This is a genomic window from Asticcacaulis sp. W401b (assembly GCF_046503825.1).
Taxonomy (GTDB): domain Bacteria; phylum Pseudomonadota; class Alphaproteobacteria; order Caulobacterales; family Caulobacteraceae; genus Asticcacaulis.
Genome location: NZ_JBKFEE010000003.1, coordinates 405,613 through 420,476, shown reverse-complemented (window position 1 = coordinate 420,476; position 14,864 = coordinate 405,613). Strand labels below are relative to the sequence as shown.

Genomic DNA, 14,864 nt, shown 5'->3' with positions numbered 1-14,864 from the left:
ATGCCCGACTCCGTCTCCCCCGCCTCGCCGCGCCCCATCCTGTCGGTGTGCATCTATTGCGGTTCGTCGGACGCCGTCGATCAGCGCTACAAGGACGAAGCACGGGAACTGGGTCAAATTCTGGCCCGTAGTCAGTTGCGCCTCGTCTATGGCGGCGGCGGCGTGGGCCTGATGGGCGAAGCGGCGCGCGGGGCGTCTCAGGCCGGCGGCAAGGTGCTGGGCATCATGCCGCAATTCCTGCGCACCAAGGAACGCCTGCTTGATGAGGTCGAAACCATCGTGGTGCAGTCGATGCACGAGCGCAAGATGATGATGTTTGAAGAGGCCGATGCCTTTGTCGTCCTGCCGGGCGGGGTCGGGACGCTGGAGGAAGTCATCGAGCTTCTGTCGTGGCGTCGGCTCGATCTGCACAAGAAGCCGATCATCTTCCTCAATTCGGGCGGCTTCTGGCAGCCCTTTTTCGATCTGGTCGATTTTACCGTCGGTAAGGGGTTCACGCCGGACGCTTTCCGCAACACCTATAAGAGCGTGGATACGGTCGAAGAGGTGTTAGGAGCCATAGCCGAACTGGCCTCGCATGATGAGGAAATCGACACGCGCCGCGTGCTGTAACACGATCGCTTCTTTAGACGGGGGCAGGCAGTCTCGGGGCAAAGGAGACGCCCATGACTGATCTGCCCCCGCGCCATGAACCGCCCAAAAAGAATGGCCTGAGCGATTACGGCCCCAAGACCGCAGCCGCCAGCGACCATCCTTACGGTTTTGACGAGATACCCCCTCCCCCCGCAACGGAGGGAACGCCGCCAGATGCGCATACCGACATCGACAGCGAGGCGGATCTGGGCGATCCAACGCCGACAGGATAACAAAAAAGGCGCTGTTCAAGCGCCTTTTCTTTACTCAATCATCGCGATGAACACGTTCGGAACGCTCATGACGTTCCTGCGCTTCGATAGACAGGGTCGCGGTCGGGCGCGCCTCAAGCCGCCCCAGACCAATCGGCTCACCCGTCTCTTCGCAGAAGCCGTAAGAGCCGTCGTCGATACGGGCGATGGCTTCGTCGATCTTGGAGATCAGCTTGCGCTGACGGTCGCGGGTCCGCAGTTCCAGCGCGCGGTCGGCTTCCGAAGAGGCCCGGTCCACCAGATCGGGGTGGTTTTCCGTTTCCTTCTGCATGACCGAAACGGTTTCTTTCGACCCGGCCAGGATTTCCGTCTTCCACGAGATCAGTTTTTTGCGGAAATAGGCGAGCTGACGCTCATTCATGTATTCTTCGTCGTCCTTGGGACGATAGGCATCGGTATCGGATTTGGAAAGCTCGACAGCGCTCATCTTTGCACCACACCCCATGACATTGTTTGTCGGCACCCTTGGTTTTAGCCCCGAATTGAGACGTTACCTGCCGCTACGTCCCTCCCTGCAAGAACAGGGCCCCATATGGACGTGACAGCGCGGGTCCGATGGCGCGGCTTATACCCGTGGAATCACCCGTGAACAATCACGTTTTCTTTACTCTAACGGGGTTTCGATGGTGCAGCGCAAACGTCACCATCGCACAGGCTTCGCGTCAGAGGGGAATTTACATCAGTCGGCGCTTGGCCAGTTCGACATAGGCGCGGGTTTCGATTTCGTTGAGCACGCTTTGCAGCCCCTGATCCTCGACCTCTTCGCGCTGAAGCTCGATCATCTTTTGCAGCGATAAAAGCGCGCCGTCATCAATGGTGCCGCCCAGCAGCGCCAGCTTCAACTCTTCCAGCGCTTCGAGAATATCCTGAGAGCGTTTGATCTGACGGCGGCGGCGCCCCTGAAGCACGTCGTCTTCGGCCTGCAAGGCCAGCAGCGCATCAATCCCGCCCAGAGACAGGGCCTGCGACACCGAGGCCGCGGACGCGCTTGACTTTGTTTCGGATGATCCGTTCAGCGAAAAGCCGCCTGACGCGCGGCGCGGCGCATTGCCTCCGCCCACAGTGGTCGGTCCGGCCGGTCCGTTGATCTTGATCATGCTTGCCCCATTCAGCGGTGGTATGGTCATGTCGGGGCCGTTCTGGCGATAAAGACGCGAAACCCTCTTCTAAGGGTGTACAGACGGTGAGTATTTGCCTGCCCGTGGTTTCCAAGCCCTTAACGGCCCGGCAGATTTTTCCCCCGCCCCATAAGGCGAAGCTCACGTCACTGACTTTTAAAGGTTTTTCATCTGGCACAGATTTCGCAGTTGGCTCAACATGGTTAATGCCCTTTGTGTGGACATGCGTATGCGCCTTCTGATTGCCGCCCTCGCTACCTTATTGTCGCTTTGCGCGCCGGTCCTCGGGGCTTGCGAAGCCGCGGCCGCATCGCGCATCAAGGATATTGTTGATATTGAAGGCGTGCGGAAGAACCAGCTGGTTGGCTATGGCCTTGTCGTCGGTCTGAACGGTACGGGCGACACAGTGCGCAACGCCCCCATGCTGAAACAGACCATGGAAAGTATGATGGGACGGCTGGACGTCAATATACGTGACGCCTCGCTGAATACCAAAAATGCCGCCGTGGTCATGGTCACCGCCGAACTGCCGCCCTTTGCCGCGCCCGGTGCGCGCATTGACGTGACGGTCTCAGCTATGGGCGACGCCAAGAGCCTGCTTGGCGGCACCTTGCTGGTGACGCCGCTTCTGGGGGCTGACGGCGAAGCCTATGCGGCGGCGCAAGGCTCGATCCAGACCGGTTCCGTATCTGCTGGTGGAGCATCGGGCTCCTCTGTCACTAAGGGCGTGCCGACCGCCGGGCGCATCGCCTCAGGCGGCATTATCGAACGCGAAACGGGCTTTGACTTCAACGCCATGCCCATTGTGCGCCTGACGCTGAAAAACCCCGATTTCACTACGGCCAAGCGTATCGCCGATACGGTCAACAAGGCCTATCCCGGCACAGCCTTTGCCGACAACCCGACGGTGGTGTCGGTACGCAACCGGCCGGAAATGAACATGATGAGCTTCATTACCGCCATTGAACAAATGCCGGTTACCGTCGATACCCCGGCCAAGGTGGTGATTGATGAGGTCAATGGCGTCATCGTCATCGGCGAAAACGTCCGCGTCTCGCGCGTCGCCATTGCGCAGGGCAATCTGACCATTCGCGTCGATGAGCGCCCCTTCGTCAGTCAGCCAGCCCCCTTCTCGCAGGGCCAGACCACAGCCGTCCCCGACAGCTCGGTGAGTGTCGAAGAGGAAAAGGGGAAACGGCTTTATGAGCTTAAAGAAACCTCCTCGCTCGGCGATCTGGTCAATGGTCTGAATGCGCTTGGCGTCAGCCCGCGCGACATGATCTCCATTCTGCAAACCATCAAGGCCTCCGGCGCGCTGCAAGGCGATATTGAGGTGATGTAATACCTATGAGCCCTTTGGATAAAACTGTCTCGTCCCCCTTGGATGCCAAGCCGTTTTCACTGTCTCCGCAAAAGACCCGCGACCCGAAAAAGGTCGGCGATGACTTTGAAGATATGGTCATTTCCCAGATGCTGAAGCCGATGTTCGAAGGTCTTTCGACCGATGGCATGTTCGGCGGCGGCGAAGGCGAAGAGGCTTTTCGTTCCGTCTATCTCGACGCCCTGGCCGGTCAGGTGGTAAAATCCGGCGGTGTCGGTATTTCCGCTCAGGTTCAGAAACAACTGCTTGCCCTACAGGAGACGAACTCATGAGCATTTCCGCCCGCGACGCCGATGACTACGCCGCGCAGCTTCTGGTGCTCACCGAGCGCCTGACCGAACGCCTGAGCGCTGAAACCGAGGCGCTTGAGGCTCACCGTCCGCTCGATATCCGCGAGTCGGTCGAAGAGACGCGCAGCCTGTCGGCCTTGTATCGTCAGGAAAGCGCCCGCCTCAAGGCCGATCCCTCGCGTCTGACAGGGCTGAGCGCCGCCCACAAACAAAGCCTGCGCAAGGCCACCGAAGGCTTTGTGGCCATATCGGAGCGCCATGCCCGCGCCGTCGAGGCCGCCAAGACCATCTCCGAAGGGCTGATGAAGGCCATAGCCGACTCGCTGAACGAAACGCGTAAACCCAGCCTGACCTATGGCCCCGGCGCCTCAATCAAGGATCGCACGCCTCAGTCGCTGAACTACGGCTTCAAGGCGTAAAATTCAGAAACCGGTGTCATTTTTCCGGTGTGACTTAAGCATGTGTTCACAAGGATACGCTACCAATGGTGGCGATTATCGGGAAATGAACCATATCTGCACCCCTTGTCACGCCCCTTCGACGCGATGTTTCGCATAGAGGCGGCAATACGACATTTGCCTTCGCTCTGTCACTGATGGCTATGGCCGGCTCCGTCGGCGGTGCCATTGACCTGAACAACTACTATTCCGTGAAGGCAAAACTACAGGACGCTATGGACGCGTCGGTATTAGGAGGGCTGCGTCAGGAGACATCCCAGCGGAGCACCGTTGCCACGCGCATCTTCGCCTCAAACCTGCCCGAAGGCCTCAGCGCCACGCCGGGCTACACGACAGACAAAACAACCCTAACCGGAACCGTGGCTTATAATAACCGCACGGGCCTGCTAGGATTGTTTGGTATTTCCAGCCTGACCATCAATGTTACCGCCACAGCCGTGGGCACGGCGGCCAGCCAATCGTCAGGCCCCTGTATTCAGGTGCTTGATCCGTCGGGCAGCCAGGCGCTTCTGGTTAATTCCGGCGCCAAAATAACCGCCCCAAACTGCGAAATTCAGGTGCGTTCAAAGGGCAGTCCGGCTGCCATCTTCAATTCGGGCTCCAGCCTGAACTTCAAGAAGGTGTGCATCGAAGGCAGCAATGTCATTCGTAACTCAACGGCGGTGGATCGCCTGAGCCTGTCGTGCCCCACCGTTGCTGATCAGTGGGCGGCGCTTATCCCGACCGTGGCCAGCACGACGTGCACGGTGTCGAATGGCAACTGTAACACCAGCAGCGTCAGCCTCAGCCCCGGTGTCTATTGCGGCTGGTTCAATTTCAACAATTCCTCGGCTACGGTCAGTTTTGCTCCCGGCCTGTACGTCATCCGCAGCGGCGGCTGGAACGTCAATGGCGGGACGTGGACGGGCAAGGGCGTAACCTTCTATTTCGAGGACACCACGAAAATCCAGTTCAACTCCGGCATTTCCGCCGACCTTACCGCCCCCGACACGGGCACATACAAAAATCTGCTGTTCTTTGAGAGGCCGGGTCTGAGCAATACAGACTTTATTTTCAACAGCGCCGTGGCCAACCATATGGACGGCGTAATCTGGCTGCCCAGTCGCAACGTCACTTTCAATGCGCAATCAAAAATGAGCAGCGACAAGCTGTCGATGGTGATGAACCGGCTGATCCTGAACAATACCACCTGGAACCTTGAACCCGTCACGGGGTCTTCCGGTACCGGTGGAGCTCTGACCAACATACGCCTGTTGAAATAGGTTCACTCCTGCGGGGTGTGTCTTTGTGGGTCTGAGCGACTGCGATTGACCCTTTGCCAGTATTCCGTGTTGCCCGGTTCGCTCTTGTAGCGACGCCGGAACGCATTGTCGTTGATCTGCTTGTCCCAATAGGGCTGATCTCCGGGCTTTACAGGCAAGGGGCGGTTTAACCCCTCGCCGCGCGCCGGACAGTCCGGCGGCAGGACGCTGCCCTCCATCAAGGCCCGGCGACAGGCCTGTGCGTGTCGCAAGGTCGCCCCCAGGGTCTCACGCGACACCGCATCAGCCGCTTCGGGCGGCGGCTCTCCCCTGACCGTCGTCAGGGGCGCGACCTCTGAGGGCGCGGCATTGAAAGTCTCCTGACGATGAGACGCCGATCGCGTCCGGCGCACCGGCCTTTCGGGCCGGGGCCCCTTACGGATGAGCACAGGTGGCACAAAGCCTATCTCGGTAATGACGGGGGACTCGACCGTGGTTTCCTCACGCCGTGACATCATGAACAACAGAGCCAGCACCAGATGCGCCGCGACGACGATCAGCGCCGCCAGCCCCACATGTCGCCATTGAATGATGTGATGCGCCATGCCGCCGCCGTCTCTGTCAGTTGAGCGAAACATTCCGGCCTTTGCGAGGCGGGCCACGGTCACAGTTTTTACAAAAGCGTTCGCAAAACGTTCTTGCGCCCCCTCCGCAAATCGGGCAGTGAACCCGCAAACCTCTGCTGACACTTTTTCGACACCGCCATTATACCTATATGGTGGAATTGCCTCCCCGGATGGATATGCGTAATGGCCGATAGCGGACACGACAAGGATATGCTGATGAGCAGCTCAAACCTGATGCAGGGCTTCATCAAGGTGCGCGGCGCGCGTGAGCATAATCTCAAGGGCGTCGATGTCGATATTCCGCGCGGCAAGCTGGTGGTGCTCACTGGCCTGTCGGGGTCGGGCAAGTCGTCACTCGCCTTCGACACCATCTATGCCGAGGGGCAGCGTCGCTACGTCGAGTCGCTATCGGCCTATGCGCGGCAATTTCTTGAGTTGATGTCGAAGCCGGATGTGGACCTGATCGAAGGCCTGTCGCCAGCCATTTCCATCGAGCAGAAGACCACCTCCAAAAACCCCCGCTCGACCGTCGGCACGGTAACGGAAATCCACGACTATATGCGCCTTCTGTGGGCGCGCACCGGCGTGCCCTATTCGCCCGCCACGGGCCTGCCCATCGAAAGCCAGACCATTTCGCAGATGGTCGATAAGATCATGGCCCTGCCCGAAGGGACGCGCCTGCTCCTGCTGGCCCCCTTCGTGCGCGGGCGCAAGGGCGAGTACAAGAAAGAAATCGCCGACCTTCAGCGTCAGGGCTTCCAGCGTCTGAAGATCGACGGTCAGTACTACGCCATCGAAGACGCCCCCAAGCTCGACAAGAAGTACAAGCACGATATCGACGTGGTGGTGGATCGCGTGGTCGTCAAGGGCGGGCTGATGCAGCGTCTGGCCGACAGTCTGGAAACGGCGCTGCGGCTGGCCGATGGTCTGGCCATCGCCGAATATGCCGACATCGCGGAAGGCGAAACCGAGCCGAAGCGCCTGATCTTTTCAGAAAAATTCGCCTGCCCGGTCTCCGGCTTTACCATTGCCGAGATCGAGCCGCGCCTGTTCTCGTTCAACAACCCCTTCGGCGCCTGCCCGACCTGCGACGGTCTGGGGGTCAAGCTGACCTTTGACCGCTCGCTGATCGTGCCCGATGAGTCGTTGAGCCTCAAGGACGGGGCCATTGCTCCGTGGGCCAAGGGCCCCTCGCCGCTCTACGCGCAGACGCTTGAAGCCCTGTCCGGGCATTACGGCTTCAAGATGGACACCAAATGGCGCGCCCTGACGCCGGAAGCGCAGGACGTGATCCTGCTGGGGTCCGGTTCGGAAAAGATCAAGTTCGTCTATCAGGACGGCTCGCGTCGCTACGACGTGACCAAGCCGTTTGAGGGCGTCATCCCCAATATGGAGCGTCGCTACCGCGAAACCGACTCGTCGTGGGTGCGCGAGGACCTGAGCCGCTATCAGGCCGAAACCCCTTGCGAGGCCTGCGGCGGCAAGCGCCTCAAGCCCGAAGCCCTGGCCGTCAAGGTCAATGCCAGGGACATCGCCGAAATCTCCGGTCTGTCGATCAAGAAGGCGCACGACTGGTTTGCCGATCTGCAAAACCATCTGACGGAAAAGCAGATGGATATTGCGCGGCGCATCCTGAAAGAAATTCTTGACCGCCTGAACTTCCTCAATGCGGTCGGGCTCGACTATCTCAACCTGTCGCGCAATTCCGGCACCCTGTCCGGCGGCGAAAGTCAGCGTATCCGTCTGGCGTCGCAGATCGGTTCCGGCCTGACCGGCGTGCTCTACGTGCTGGATGAGCCCTCGATCGGCCTGCATCAGCGCGACAATGACCGTCTGCTCGACAGCCTGAAAGGCCTGCGCGACCTCGGCAATTCCGTGCTGGTAGTCGAACACGACGAAGACGCCATCCTCACCGCCGACTATGTGATCGACATGGGGCCGGCGGCGGGTGTGCACGGCGGTCAGGTGGTGGCCGAAGGCACACCCGAAGACATCAAGGCCAATGCCAACTCGCTGACCGGGCAATATCTGACCGGTAAACGCGAAATCCCGCTCTACTTCTCGAAGGACACGGACAATGAGCGCCGCCCCATAAACAAGAAGAAGATGCTCAAGGTCATCGGGGCGCGCGGTAACAATCTGAAAAGCGTCACCGGCGAAATCCCGGTGGGGGTCATGACCTGCATCACCGGTGTTTCCGGCGGCGGCAAATCGACCTTCACGCTGGAAACCCTGCATAAGGCGGCGGCGCGACGCCTCAACAATGCCTCGGCCAATCCTGCCGCTCATGACAAGATCGAGGGGCTGGAGTTTTTCGACAAGGTGGTCGAGATCGACCAGTCGCCCATCGGCCGCACACCGCGTTCCAACCCGGCCACCTATACCGGGGCCTTTGGGCCGATCCGCGACTGGTACGCCGGCTTGCCGGAATCCAAGGCGCGCGGCTATGGACCGGGCCGCTTCTCCTTCAACGTCAAGGGTGGCCGCTGCGAAGCCTGTCAGGGCGACGGCGTCATCAAGATCGAGATGCACTTCCTTCCCGACGTCTATGTCACCTGCGATGTGTGCAAGGGCAAGCGCTATAACCGCGAGACGCTGGAGATCGTCTTCAAGGGCCATTCCATCGCCGATGTGCTGGACATGACGGTCGAGGAAGGCGCCGAAGCCTTCAAGGCCGTGCCGTCCATCCGCGACAAGCTGGAGACGCTAAAGCGCGTCGGCCTGGGCTATATCAAGATCGGCCAGCAGGCGACGACCCTGTCGGGCGGCGAGGCGCAGCGCGTCAAGCTGTCGAAAGAGTTGTCGAAACGCGCCACGGGCAAGACCCTGTATATTCTCGATGAACCGACCACGGGTCTGCACTTTGAGGATACGCGCAAGCTGCTGGAGGTGCTGCACGAACTGACCGATCACGGCAACACGACCGTGGTGATCGAGCACAATCTGGACGTCATCAAGACGGCCGACTGGCTGCTCGACTTCGGCCCGGAAGGCGGCGACGGCGGCGGTGAGATCGTGGCCTTTGGCACCCCGGAAAAGGTAGCGGACAATCCGAAGTCGTGGACCGGCAAATACCTGAAAGACATTCTGGCCCGGCACAAGGCGCGGAAAAAATAGGGTTCAAACGCGGATCAGTGCCCAAAGTGAACACTGCGTTAACCCTGTTACGGCATTGAATCGAGCATCCTCACTCTCGATTCGAGTTCGCCATGCGCCGCCCTGTTTTGCTGTTTACGGTTGCTGCCTTTGCCCTGATGAGCGCGGGCCTGTCGTCCTGCGGCAAACCCAAGGCGGAGCACGGCGATCCTCATGCCGAAGCCGCGGGCGAGCATGGGGGCGGTGATCACGGTGGGGACGGTCACGGTGCAGCCAAGGGTGACGTCAGTCACTGGAGCTACGAAGGCGATGACGGCCCGGCGCACTGGGGCGATCTGAGCACTGAGAACAAGGCCTGCAAAACCGGCCCGCGTCAGTCGCCGATCAACCTCACCGGCGTGGCGGCCCCCAAATCGGTCAATCTGACGCTCGATTACACCTCATCCCCGGCCAAGATCCAGAATCTTGGGCACGCCATTCAGGTCTCCCCGACCGACGGCGGCGGCGTGGTGATGGACGGGGTGCGTTACAAATTGGTGCAGTTCCATTTCCACACTCCGTCCGAACACACGATCGACGGTCACCGTGCGGCTATCGAAACCCACTTTGTGCACAAGAATGACAAGGGCGACCTGCTGGTTATTGGCGTCCTTTCGGATGTCGGCGTGGCCGACCCGATGCTGGCCCCCATCTGGACGTGGCTGCCGACCGATCCGGGTCCGGCGGCCCTGATCCCCGACCTGCTGGTCAATGCGCGCGACCTGATGCCGGCGACCGAAGAATTTTACGCCTATTCCGGTTCGCTCACCACGCCGCCGTGCACGGAAAAGGTCACCTGGCTGGTCTATGCCTCGCCCCTGTCGATTTCGCCAGAACAGGTGGACGCCTATCAGCGCCTGACCGGACCAAACGCGCGCCCGATCCAGCCACCGCAGGGCCGTGACATCCTGCACCTTGTCGGTAGCTGATCAGGCGTTCGGCGTGTTTTTCAGGGTTTGATAGGCCGCGGCAACGGCACCGATCATGATCGCTGTGGTCAGAGGCGCGATCACGCCATTGACCGCCAGATAAACCCCCGTCAGCGGCTCCATAAGATTAGCCAATTGCGAGACGTCGGGTTGCGGCACGTCTTCGACGGACGTCACATCGCGGCCCGTGACCAGAACGGCCAGCGCCATATAGACGGTCTGCGCCAGCATACTAACCACCAGCGCCATCAGAAAGGCTACGGCAAAGCCGCCCAGCAGGGACCAGAAACGACCCTGCGTCAGTTTCAGGGAACCCGTCAGATTGAAATGGCCCTCATCGAAGCTCTGCACGCTGACCATAGACAGCCGCACCATTAGCCAGATGTTGAAGATCATGGCGGCGATGGCCGTCAGCACACCAATAACGGGGACGACGGCCTGAGACACCGCCCCGACCAGCAAAGACAGAAGACCACCCAATATGGCCAGAACGACGGTAATCAGAAGCGTCACTACGATAATGACCATCGCCAAAACGAAAGACAGCGCCATCTGACGCACCTCATCGGTCCCCAAACGCAGAAAACCGAACTGCGGCGAATGTCCGCCCAGCACGGCCCTATAGACAGCGCAGGTGATAATCGCCGAAAACACAAGGGTAACCATCAGGGCCAGCACATAGGCCGGCCCCAGACGCAGGAGCAACTCGGCTGCCTTTTCCGGCTCGTTCGGCACCTGCCCCTGAATGAGCGCATTCCATTCCGGACCGGCGACCGACATCAGCAAGGCCGTCGAAAGGATCAAAGCCACCAGCAGAACCGCTCCCCACCACGCAATCAGGATGGGCCGCTCACGGATGATACGGAAGCCTTCAAAGGCAAAATCAACGGAGGAGGCCATGCACGGAACCGGGGAAAGAGAACTGACTATCCCTTAGCGCGAAGCGCGCTGATTTGCCTATAGGCTGAGGCCAAAAAAGCGATGCTGAGCGGCATGAACACGCCGACGCCCAGCGCCAGATTGATCACGCCCCCCAGAGGTAGCCCGGCCAAGATCATCAGCGGCGGCATCAGGCTGCTGAGGACGATAAACGGCATCAGAATATAGACGTAGCCGAGGCCCAGCTTGACCGTCTGGCCCGACGACAGGCTGAGCGCATTGAGCGACACCAGCCGATGTTCAGCCACCGTGGCGGCGCGGTGCAACCACAGCTTCACCGTCAGGATGCTGAGCGTCAGAAGAACGGCGATGATCGCAAGGCCGATCACGACCCCTTGCGGTTGCGCCCCTTCAATCAGGGTGCGCAACAAGGCCTGCGGCGTGCGATAGCTGTCTTCGGGCAGGCCCGCCGCCCCCATAAACAGGGCCAGCACAACGGCCCCCGCGATAAACACGATGGACCAGAACAGCAGAACCAGCGCGCTGGCCCCCAGCAGGCGGCGTTCGGCCCGGCCGAACTGCAAGCCGCCAAAGCCCAGACCTTCGGCCGCGGCAAAACGCTCCCCGAACAGCGCGACGCGGTACAAAGCGCCTGCCGCCGCCGTGTGCGCGATCACGCCGACCACGATCAGGCCGCGCCGCAGCCACACATCCAGATGCGGCAAATGCCCCAGCAGCAGTACGACAAACAGAACACCCAGAACCGGGCCCGCCTTACGCCACAGCAGCGGCAGGCTCTGCCCGGCCGTCTTCAGCGCACCGATCAGATGAAAGGCCGTGCCGAAACTCATTGTCGAAATCCCCAAAAGCCCGATAACCCGCAGCGTTAACCCTAAGCGGGGCCCACTGTTAAACAAATCCTTTCCCTTTAAAAGGGCAAAGGCAACCTGCCCGATGTTTTTCATCGAGACCGTGACATCGTCATACGATCTCATTATATGACCCGCATGACAGTCCAACCCGTACACATTATCGGCGGCGGCCTTGCCGGTTCCGAAGCCGCCTGGCAACTGGCTCAGGCCGGTATCCCCGTTGTTATCCATGAGATGCGCGGCATCAAACCGACCGACGCGCACCAGACCGACGGCCTCGCCGAACTGGTCTGTTCCAACTCGTTCCGTTCGGACGACTGGAAATATAATGCCGTGGGCCTGCTGCACGCCGAAATGCGCCGCGGCAACTCGCTGATCATGGCCTGTGCCGACACGCATCAGGTGCCCGCCGGGGGTGCGCTGGCCGTTGACCGTGAGGGCTTTTCGCAGGCCGTCACCGCCGCGCTGACGGCGCATCCGCTGGTGACCCTCCTGCGCGAGGAAGTCACCTCGCTGAAAGACAAGGGCTGGAAAAACGTCATCTGCGCCACGGGGCCGCTGACCTCGGAATCCCTGTCCGAGGTCATTCTGGAACTGACCGGTGAAGGCCACCTCAGCTTTTTTGACGCCATCGCCCCTATCGTCCACGCCGAAAGCATCGACATGTCGATCGCCTGGCGGCAGTCGCGCTACGACAAGGAAGGCCCCGGTGGCGACGCGGCGGCCTATATCAACTGCCCCATGACGAAGGACCAGTACGAGGCGTTTGTCGATGCCCTGCTGACCGGCCCCAAGGCCGATTTCAAGGAATGGGAGCACGTCCCCTATTTCGACGGCTGCCTGCCCATCGAGGTGATGGCTGAACGCGGCCGCGAAACCCTGCGCTATGGCCCGATGAAGCCGGTGGGCCTGACCGATCCCAACAATCCGACCGTTAAACCTCATGCGATTGTTCAGCTTCGGCAAGATAATGCCCTGGGAACCTTGTATAATCTGGTCGGCTTTCAGACCAAGCTGAAACACGGCGCTCAGGTCGAGGTCTTCCGCATGATCCCCGGCCTTCAAAACGCGCAATTTGCGCGTCTGGGCGGGCTGCACCGCAACACCTTCATCCAGTCGCCCAAGGTGCTGGGGGCCGACCTGCGGCTTAAGCGCCTGATTGGTGAACGGTCTTTGCGCTTTGCCGGGCAGATCACCGGCGTCGAAGGCTATGTCGAAAGCGCCGCCATGGGTCTTCTGGCCGGACGCTTCGCTGCCGCCGAAGCCCGCGGCGAAACCCTGCCGCCTCCGCCGCCGACCACGGCATTGGGGGCCTTGATCGGGCACATCACCGGCGGGCATCTGGCCGACGAAAAGGTGTCTTTCCAGCCTATGAATATCAACTATGGACTCCTGCCGCCGATGGAGGCCCCGAAGTTCGATGAAGACGGCAAGAAGATCCCCGTCAAGGATCGTACCCGCGCCAAGAAACGCCAGATGAGCGTTCGGGCCTTGCGCGATATCGAGACGTGGTTAAAAACAGAGGCGGTTCCGGCCTGAGTGCCGTCTGACATGTGTGTGTGATGAAAGCCCTCGCCCCTCTTCTTGCTCTGTCCGTTCTGAGCCTAAGCGCCTGCGCAACGACCGAGACGCCACCGGTCGTGCCAACACCGGTCGTCATCCCCTCCTCACTGCAACCGCAGCCCATCATGCTGTTCGATGTGCAAAAGGAAGGGCGCAAGCTCTATACTCTGAACGACGAATTCCCTTATTGCGACAAGCTGACGGGCAAGGTGGTGGTGGTACCAAAATGGTTCCGCACCGACTTCGCGTCCGTGCCGTGGTTCGGGCAGTTTGCCGTCAATACGGACGGGCCGACCATCCGCGCCGCCATTGTCCACGACTGGCTCTATGCCATCGGGGAACCGGGTAAGCGTCAGGACGCCGACGACATCTTCTATCGCGCCATGCGCAAATGGGGCGTCAGCGAGATCGAGGCCCGCATCGCCTATAATGCGGTGCGTACCGGCGGTGAAAAAGGCTATGGGCTTGCCTCGGACTGGGTGTTCGTCAACCCGGCCTTCCCGTCGGCGCGCTTCCCCGCCCCGTTTGCCAAGCCGAAGACCGGCGTGATCATGACCCTGCCGCAGTGCAAGGGCTTTGAAGAGATGGTGGCCAGGGGCTGGAAAGCCTATCCGCTGTATCCGGCCCCTGTGACTCCGACTGTGTCACAACCGCCGAAAAAGAAACCGCTGTTCGGGATTGGGTAAGGCTTCGATTTAAATCCGGCCGGTCACAAACGCCCAGAGCAGTTTCAAACGCACCGACAGGGCACTACGTACACGACCCTGCCACAGACCGGCAGCCACCGCCGTCGGCAACACCAAGGGCAACAAGGCCGGCGGCACGCGCTTCATCCCCTGACGCGCCTCACGGTACAGATGACGGCCCTCTTCCACGCCCGCTTCGTCGGCGTTCAAATGACCCGCCACCTTGAGCGTCGCCAGAGTCTGAAACCTCGCCGGGATGAGCAGGCACGCCGCATCGGCCGTCGGGTCCAGCACCTTCGCCGCCTGGGCCAATACGACGGCCTGCCCCTTGTCGGCCACGCTCAAAGCGTCGCGCAAAGACAGGCGACCATCCAGTTGTAAGCGGTGCGGCTCAATGGCGTCGATCAGCGCCTGCATATCAAGGGCATGGCGTTCGGCCACGCCCGCCAGCGCCGTGCTCAGCGGATGGTAGCGCACCTTACGCCCGTCACGGATTTCCTCCAGCGCCTCACCCCACCACGTATAGCGGATATCCCCCAGCAGTGGTTCGGAGACGCGGGCCGGGACATCGCGCAGCACCTCGGCAAAGGCCAGCAGCGCCAGCACGTCTGCCCGCGTCTGCGCATCCTCGATGAAGTTTGCGGCCAGACGCACGACTTCATCGCGCGGTACGGTTTCGTCTTCGGGCAAGATCGGGGAGTCGGACATGCCCTGCCCTTACCCTGCCGCACACCAAAAGCAACAAAAAAACCGCCCTGCCAAACGGACAGGGCGGTCATTT

The 14,864-nt window shown here is 60.7% G+C and carries 16 protein-coding genes; 10 read left to right on the top strand and 6 right to left on the bottom strand.

Annotated elements, in window-relative coordinates; genetic code table 11:
- Entirely contained in the window at window positions 1-612 is a 612-nt protein-coding gene (locus ACK8OE_RS09605) for a TIGR00730 family Rossman fold protein (RefSeq protein ID WP_410272344.1), read from the top strand.
- 53 nt (window positions 613-665) lie between these two features.
- Window positions 666-866 (top strand): hypothetical protein, encoded by a 201-nt coding sequence (locus ACK8OE_RS09600; protein ID WP_410272343.1) that lies wholly within the window; start codon window positions 666-668, stop codon window positions 864-866.
- 34 nt (window positions 867-900) lie between these two features.
- Here the strand turns inward: ACK8OE_RS09600 and dksA are convergent, their stop codons facing one another.
- Window positions 901-1,332, bottom strand: coding sequence for an RNA polymerase-binding protein DksA (dksA, locus tag ACK8OE_RS09595; RefSeq protein WP_013478760.1), 432 nt, complete (start codon window positions 1,330-1,332; stop codon window positions 901-903).
- A gap of 247 nt (window positions 1,333-1,579) precedes the next feature.
- Window positions 1,580-2,002 (bottom strand): flagellar assembly protein FliX, encoded by a 423-nt coding sequence (locus ACK8OE_RS09590; protein WP_232037077.1) that lies wholly within the window; start codon window positions 2,000-2,002, stop codon window positions 1,580-1,582.
- A 250-nt stretch (window positions 2,003-2,252) separates the two neighbouring features.
- Here ACK8OE_RS09590 and ACK8OE_RS09585 point away from each other — a divergent pair, with 250 nt between their 5' ends.
- The 4 genes from ACK8OE_RS09585 (at window position 2,253) to ACK8OE_RS09570 (ending at window position 5,414) form a co-directional block, all read left to right on the top strand.
- Complete coding sequence (locus tag ACK8OE_RS09585; protein ID WP_410272342.1) at window positions 2,253-3,365, top strand: flagellar basal body P-ring protein FlgI; 1,113 nt, start codon at window positions 2,253-2,255, stop codon at window positions 3,363-3,365.
- Window positions 3,366-3,370: 5 nt separating this feature from the next.
- A complete protein-coding gene (locus tag ACK8OE_RS09580; protein ID WP_410272341.1) occupies window positions 3,371-3,676 on the top strand; it encodes a rod-binding protein in 306 nt (101 codons plus the stop codon).
- Window positions 3,673-4,113: a flagellar basal-body protein FlbY gene (locus ACK8OE_RS09575; RefSeq protein ID WP_290799397.1), complete on the top strand. Its 441-nt coding sequence runs from the start codon at window positions 3,673-3,675 to the stop codon at window positions 4,111-4,113. The genes ACK8OE_RS09580 and ACK8OE_RS09575 overlap by 4 nt, the downstream gene beginning before the upstream one ends.
- A gap of 92 nt (window positions 4,114-4,205) precedes the next feature.
- The gene (locus ACK8OE_RS09570; RefSeq protein ID WP_410272383.1) at window positions 4,206-5,414 is read left to right on the top strand and encodes a TadE/TadG family type IV pilus assembly protein; all 1,209 of its coding nucleotides are present in this window, start codon (window positions 4,206-4,208) and stop codon (window positions 5,412-5,414) included.
- A gap of 2 nt (window positions 5,415-5,416) precedes the next feature.
- On the opposite strand, the gene ACK8OE_RS09565 is transcribed toward ACK8OE_RS09570, so the two are convergent.
- A complete protein-coding gene (locus tag ACK8OE_RS09565) occupies window positions 5,417-5,998 on the bottom strand; it encodes a hypothetical protein (RefSeq protein WP_410272340.1) in 582 nt (193 codons plus the stop codon).
- Window positions 5,999-6,253: 255 nt separating this feature from the next.
- Here ACK8OE_RS09565 and uvrA point away from each other — a divergent pair, with 255 nt between their 5' ends.
- Window positions 6,254-9,136, top strand: coding sequence for an excinuclease ABC subunit UvrA (uvrA, locus tag ACK8OE_RS09560; protein ID WP_410272382.1), 2,883 nt, complete (start codon window positions 6,254-6,256; stop codon window positions 9,134-9,136).
- A 92-nt stretch (window positions 9,137-9,228) separates the two neighbouring features.
- On the top strand, window positions 9,229-10,083 hold the full coding sequence (locus ACK8OE_RS09555) for a carbonic anhydrase (protein ID WP_126420167.1): 855 nt from the start codon (window positions 9,229-9,231) through the stop codon (window positions 10,081-10,083).
- Here ACK8OE_RS09555 and ACK8OE_RS09550 read toward each other — a convergent pair whose 3' ends face one another.
- Both ACK8OE_RS09550 and ACK8OE_RS09545 read right to left on the bottom strand, forming a co-directional pair.
- Window positions 10,084-10,983: a hypothetical protein gene (locus ACK8OE_RS09550; protein ID WP_290799407.1), complete on the bottom strand. Its 900-nt coding sequence runs from the start codon at window positions 10,981-10,983 to the stop codon at window positions 10,084-10,086.
- Window positions 10,984-11,009: 26 nt separating this feature from the next.
- Entirely contained in the window at window positions 11,010-11,813 is an 804-nt protein-coding gene (locus ACK8OE_RS09545; RefSeq protein ID WP_410272339.1) for a hypothetical protein, read from the bottom strand.
- Between the two features lie 147 nt (window positions 11,814-11,960).
- On the opposite strand from ACK8OE_RS09545, the gene trmFO reads away from it, so the two are divergent.
- The gene (gene trmFO / locus ACK8OE_RS09540; protein WP_410272338.1) at window positions 11,961-13,373 is read left to right on the top strand and encodes a methylenetetrahydrofolate--tRNA-(uracil(54)-C(5))-methyltransferase (FADH(2)-oxidizing) TrmFO; all 1,413 of its coding nucleotides are present in this window, start codon (window positions 11,961-11,963) and stop codon (window positions 13,371-13,373) included.
- 23 nt (window positions 13,374-13,396) lie between these two features.
- The gene (locus tag ACK8OE_RS09535; RefSeq protein ID WP_410272337.1) at window positions 13,397-14,083 is read left to right on the top strand and encodes a DUF1353 domain-containing protein; all 687 of its coding nucleotides are present in this window, start codon (window positions 13,397-13,399) and stop codon (window positions 14,081-14,083) included.
- A 9-nt stretch (window positions 14,084-14,092) separates the two neighbouring features.
- On the opposite strand, the gene ACK8OE_RS09530 is transcribed toward ACK8OE_RS09535, so the two are convergent.
- Window positions 14,093-14,791, bottom strand: a complete 699-nt coding sequence (locus ACK8OE_RS09530) for a squalene/phytoene synthase family protein (RefSeq protein ID WP_410272336.1) — start codon at window positions 14,789-14,791, stop codon at window positions 14,093-14,095.
- Window positions 14,792-14,864: the final 73 nt, after the last annotated feature.

Coding starts and splice junctions, on each gene's coding strand:
- ACK8OE_RS09545 (WP_410272339.1), bottom strand. CDS start 11,813: ATGAGTTTCGGCACGGCCTTTCATCTGATCGGTGCGCTGAAGACGGCC.
- ACK8OE_RS09535 (WP_410272337.1), top strand. CDS start 13,397: ATGAAAGCCCTCGCCCCTCTTCTTGCTCTGTCCGTTCTGAGCCTAAGC.
- ACK8OE_RS09555 (WP_126420167.1), top strand. CDS start 9,229: ATGCGCCGCCCTGTTTTGCTGTTTACGGTTGCTGCCTTTGCCCTGATG.
- ACK8OE_RS09585 (WP_410272342.1), top strand. CDS start 2,253: ATGCGCCTTCTGATTGCCGCCCTCGCTACCTTATTGTCGCTTTGCGCG.
- ACK8OE_RS09580 (WP_410272341.1), top strand. CDS start 3,371: ATGAGCCCTTTGGATAAAACTGTCTCGTCCCCCTTGGATGCCAAGCCG.
- uvrA (WP_410272382.1), top strand. CDS start 6,254: ATGCAGGGCTTCATCAAGGTGCGCGGCGCGCGTGAGCATAATCTCAAG.
- ACK8OE_RS09530 (WP_410272336.1), bottom strand. CDS start 14,791: ATGTCCGACTCCCCGATCTTGCCCGAAGACGAAACCGTACCGCGCGAT.
- ACK8OE_RS09605 (WP_410272344.1), top strand. CDS start 1: ATGCCCGACTCCGTCTCCCCCGCCTCGCCGCGCCCCATCCTGTCGGTG.
- ACK8OE_RS09565 (WP_410272340.1), bottom strand. CDS start 5,998: ATGGCGCATCACATCATTCAATGGCGACATGTGGGGCTGGCGGCGCTG.
- ACK8OE_RS09590 (WP_232037077.1), bottom strand. CDS start 2,002: ATGATCAAGATCAACGGACCGGCCGGACCGACCACTGTGGGCGGAGGC.
- dksA (WP_013478760.1), bottom strand. CDS start 1,332: ATGAGCGCTGTCGAGCTTTCCAAATCCGATACCGATGCCTATCGTCCC.
- ACK8OE_RS09600 (WP_410272343.1), top strand. CDS start 666: ATGACTGATCTGCCCCCGCGCCATGAACCGCCCAAAAAGAATGGCCTG.
- ACK8OE_RS09575 (WP_290799397.1), top strand. CDS start 3,673: ATGAGCATTTCCGCCCGCGACGCCGATGACTACGCCGCGCAGCTTCTG.
- ACK8OE_RS09550 (WP_290799407.1), bottom strand. CDS start 10,983: ATGGCCTCCTCCGTTGATTTTGCCTTTGAAGGCTTCCGTATCATCCGT.
- trmFO (WP_410272338.1), top strand. CDS start 11,961: ATGACCCGCATGACAGTCCAACCCGTACACATTATCGGCGGCGGCCTT.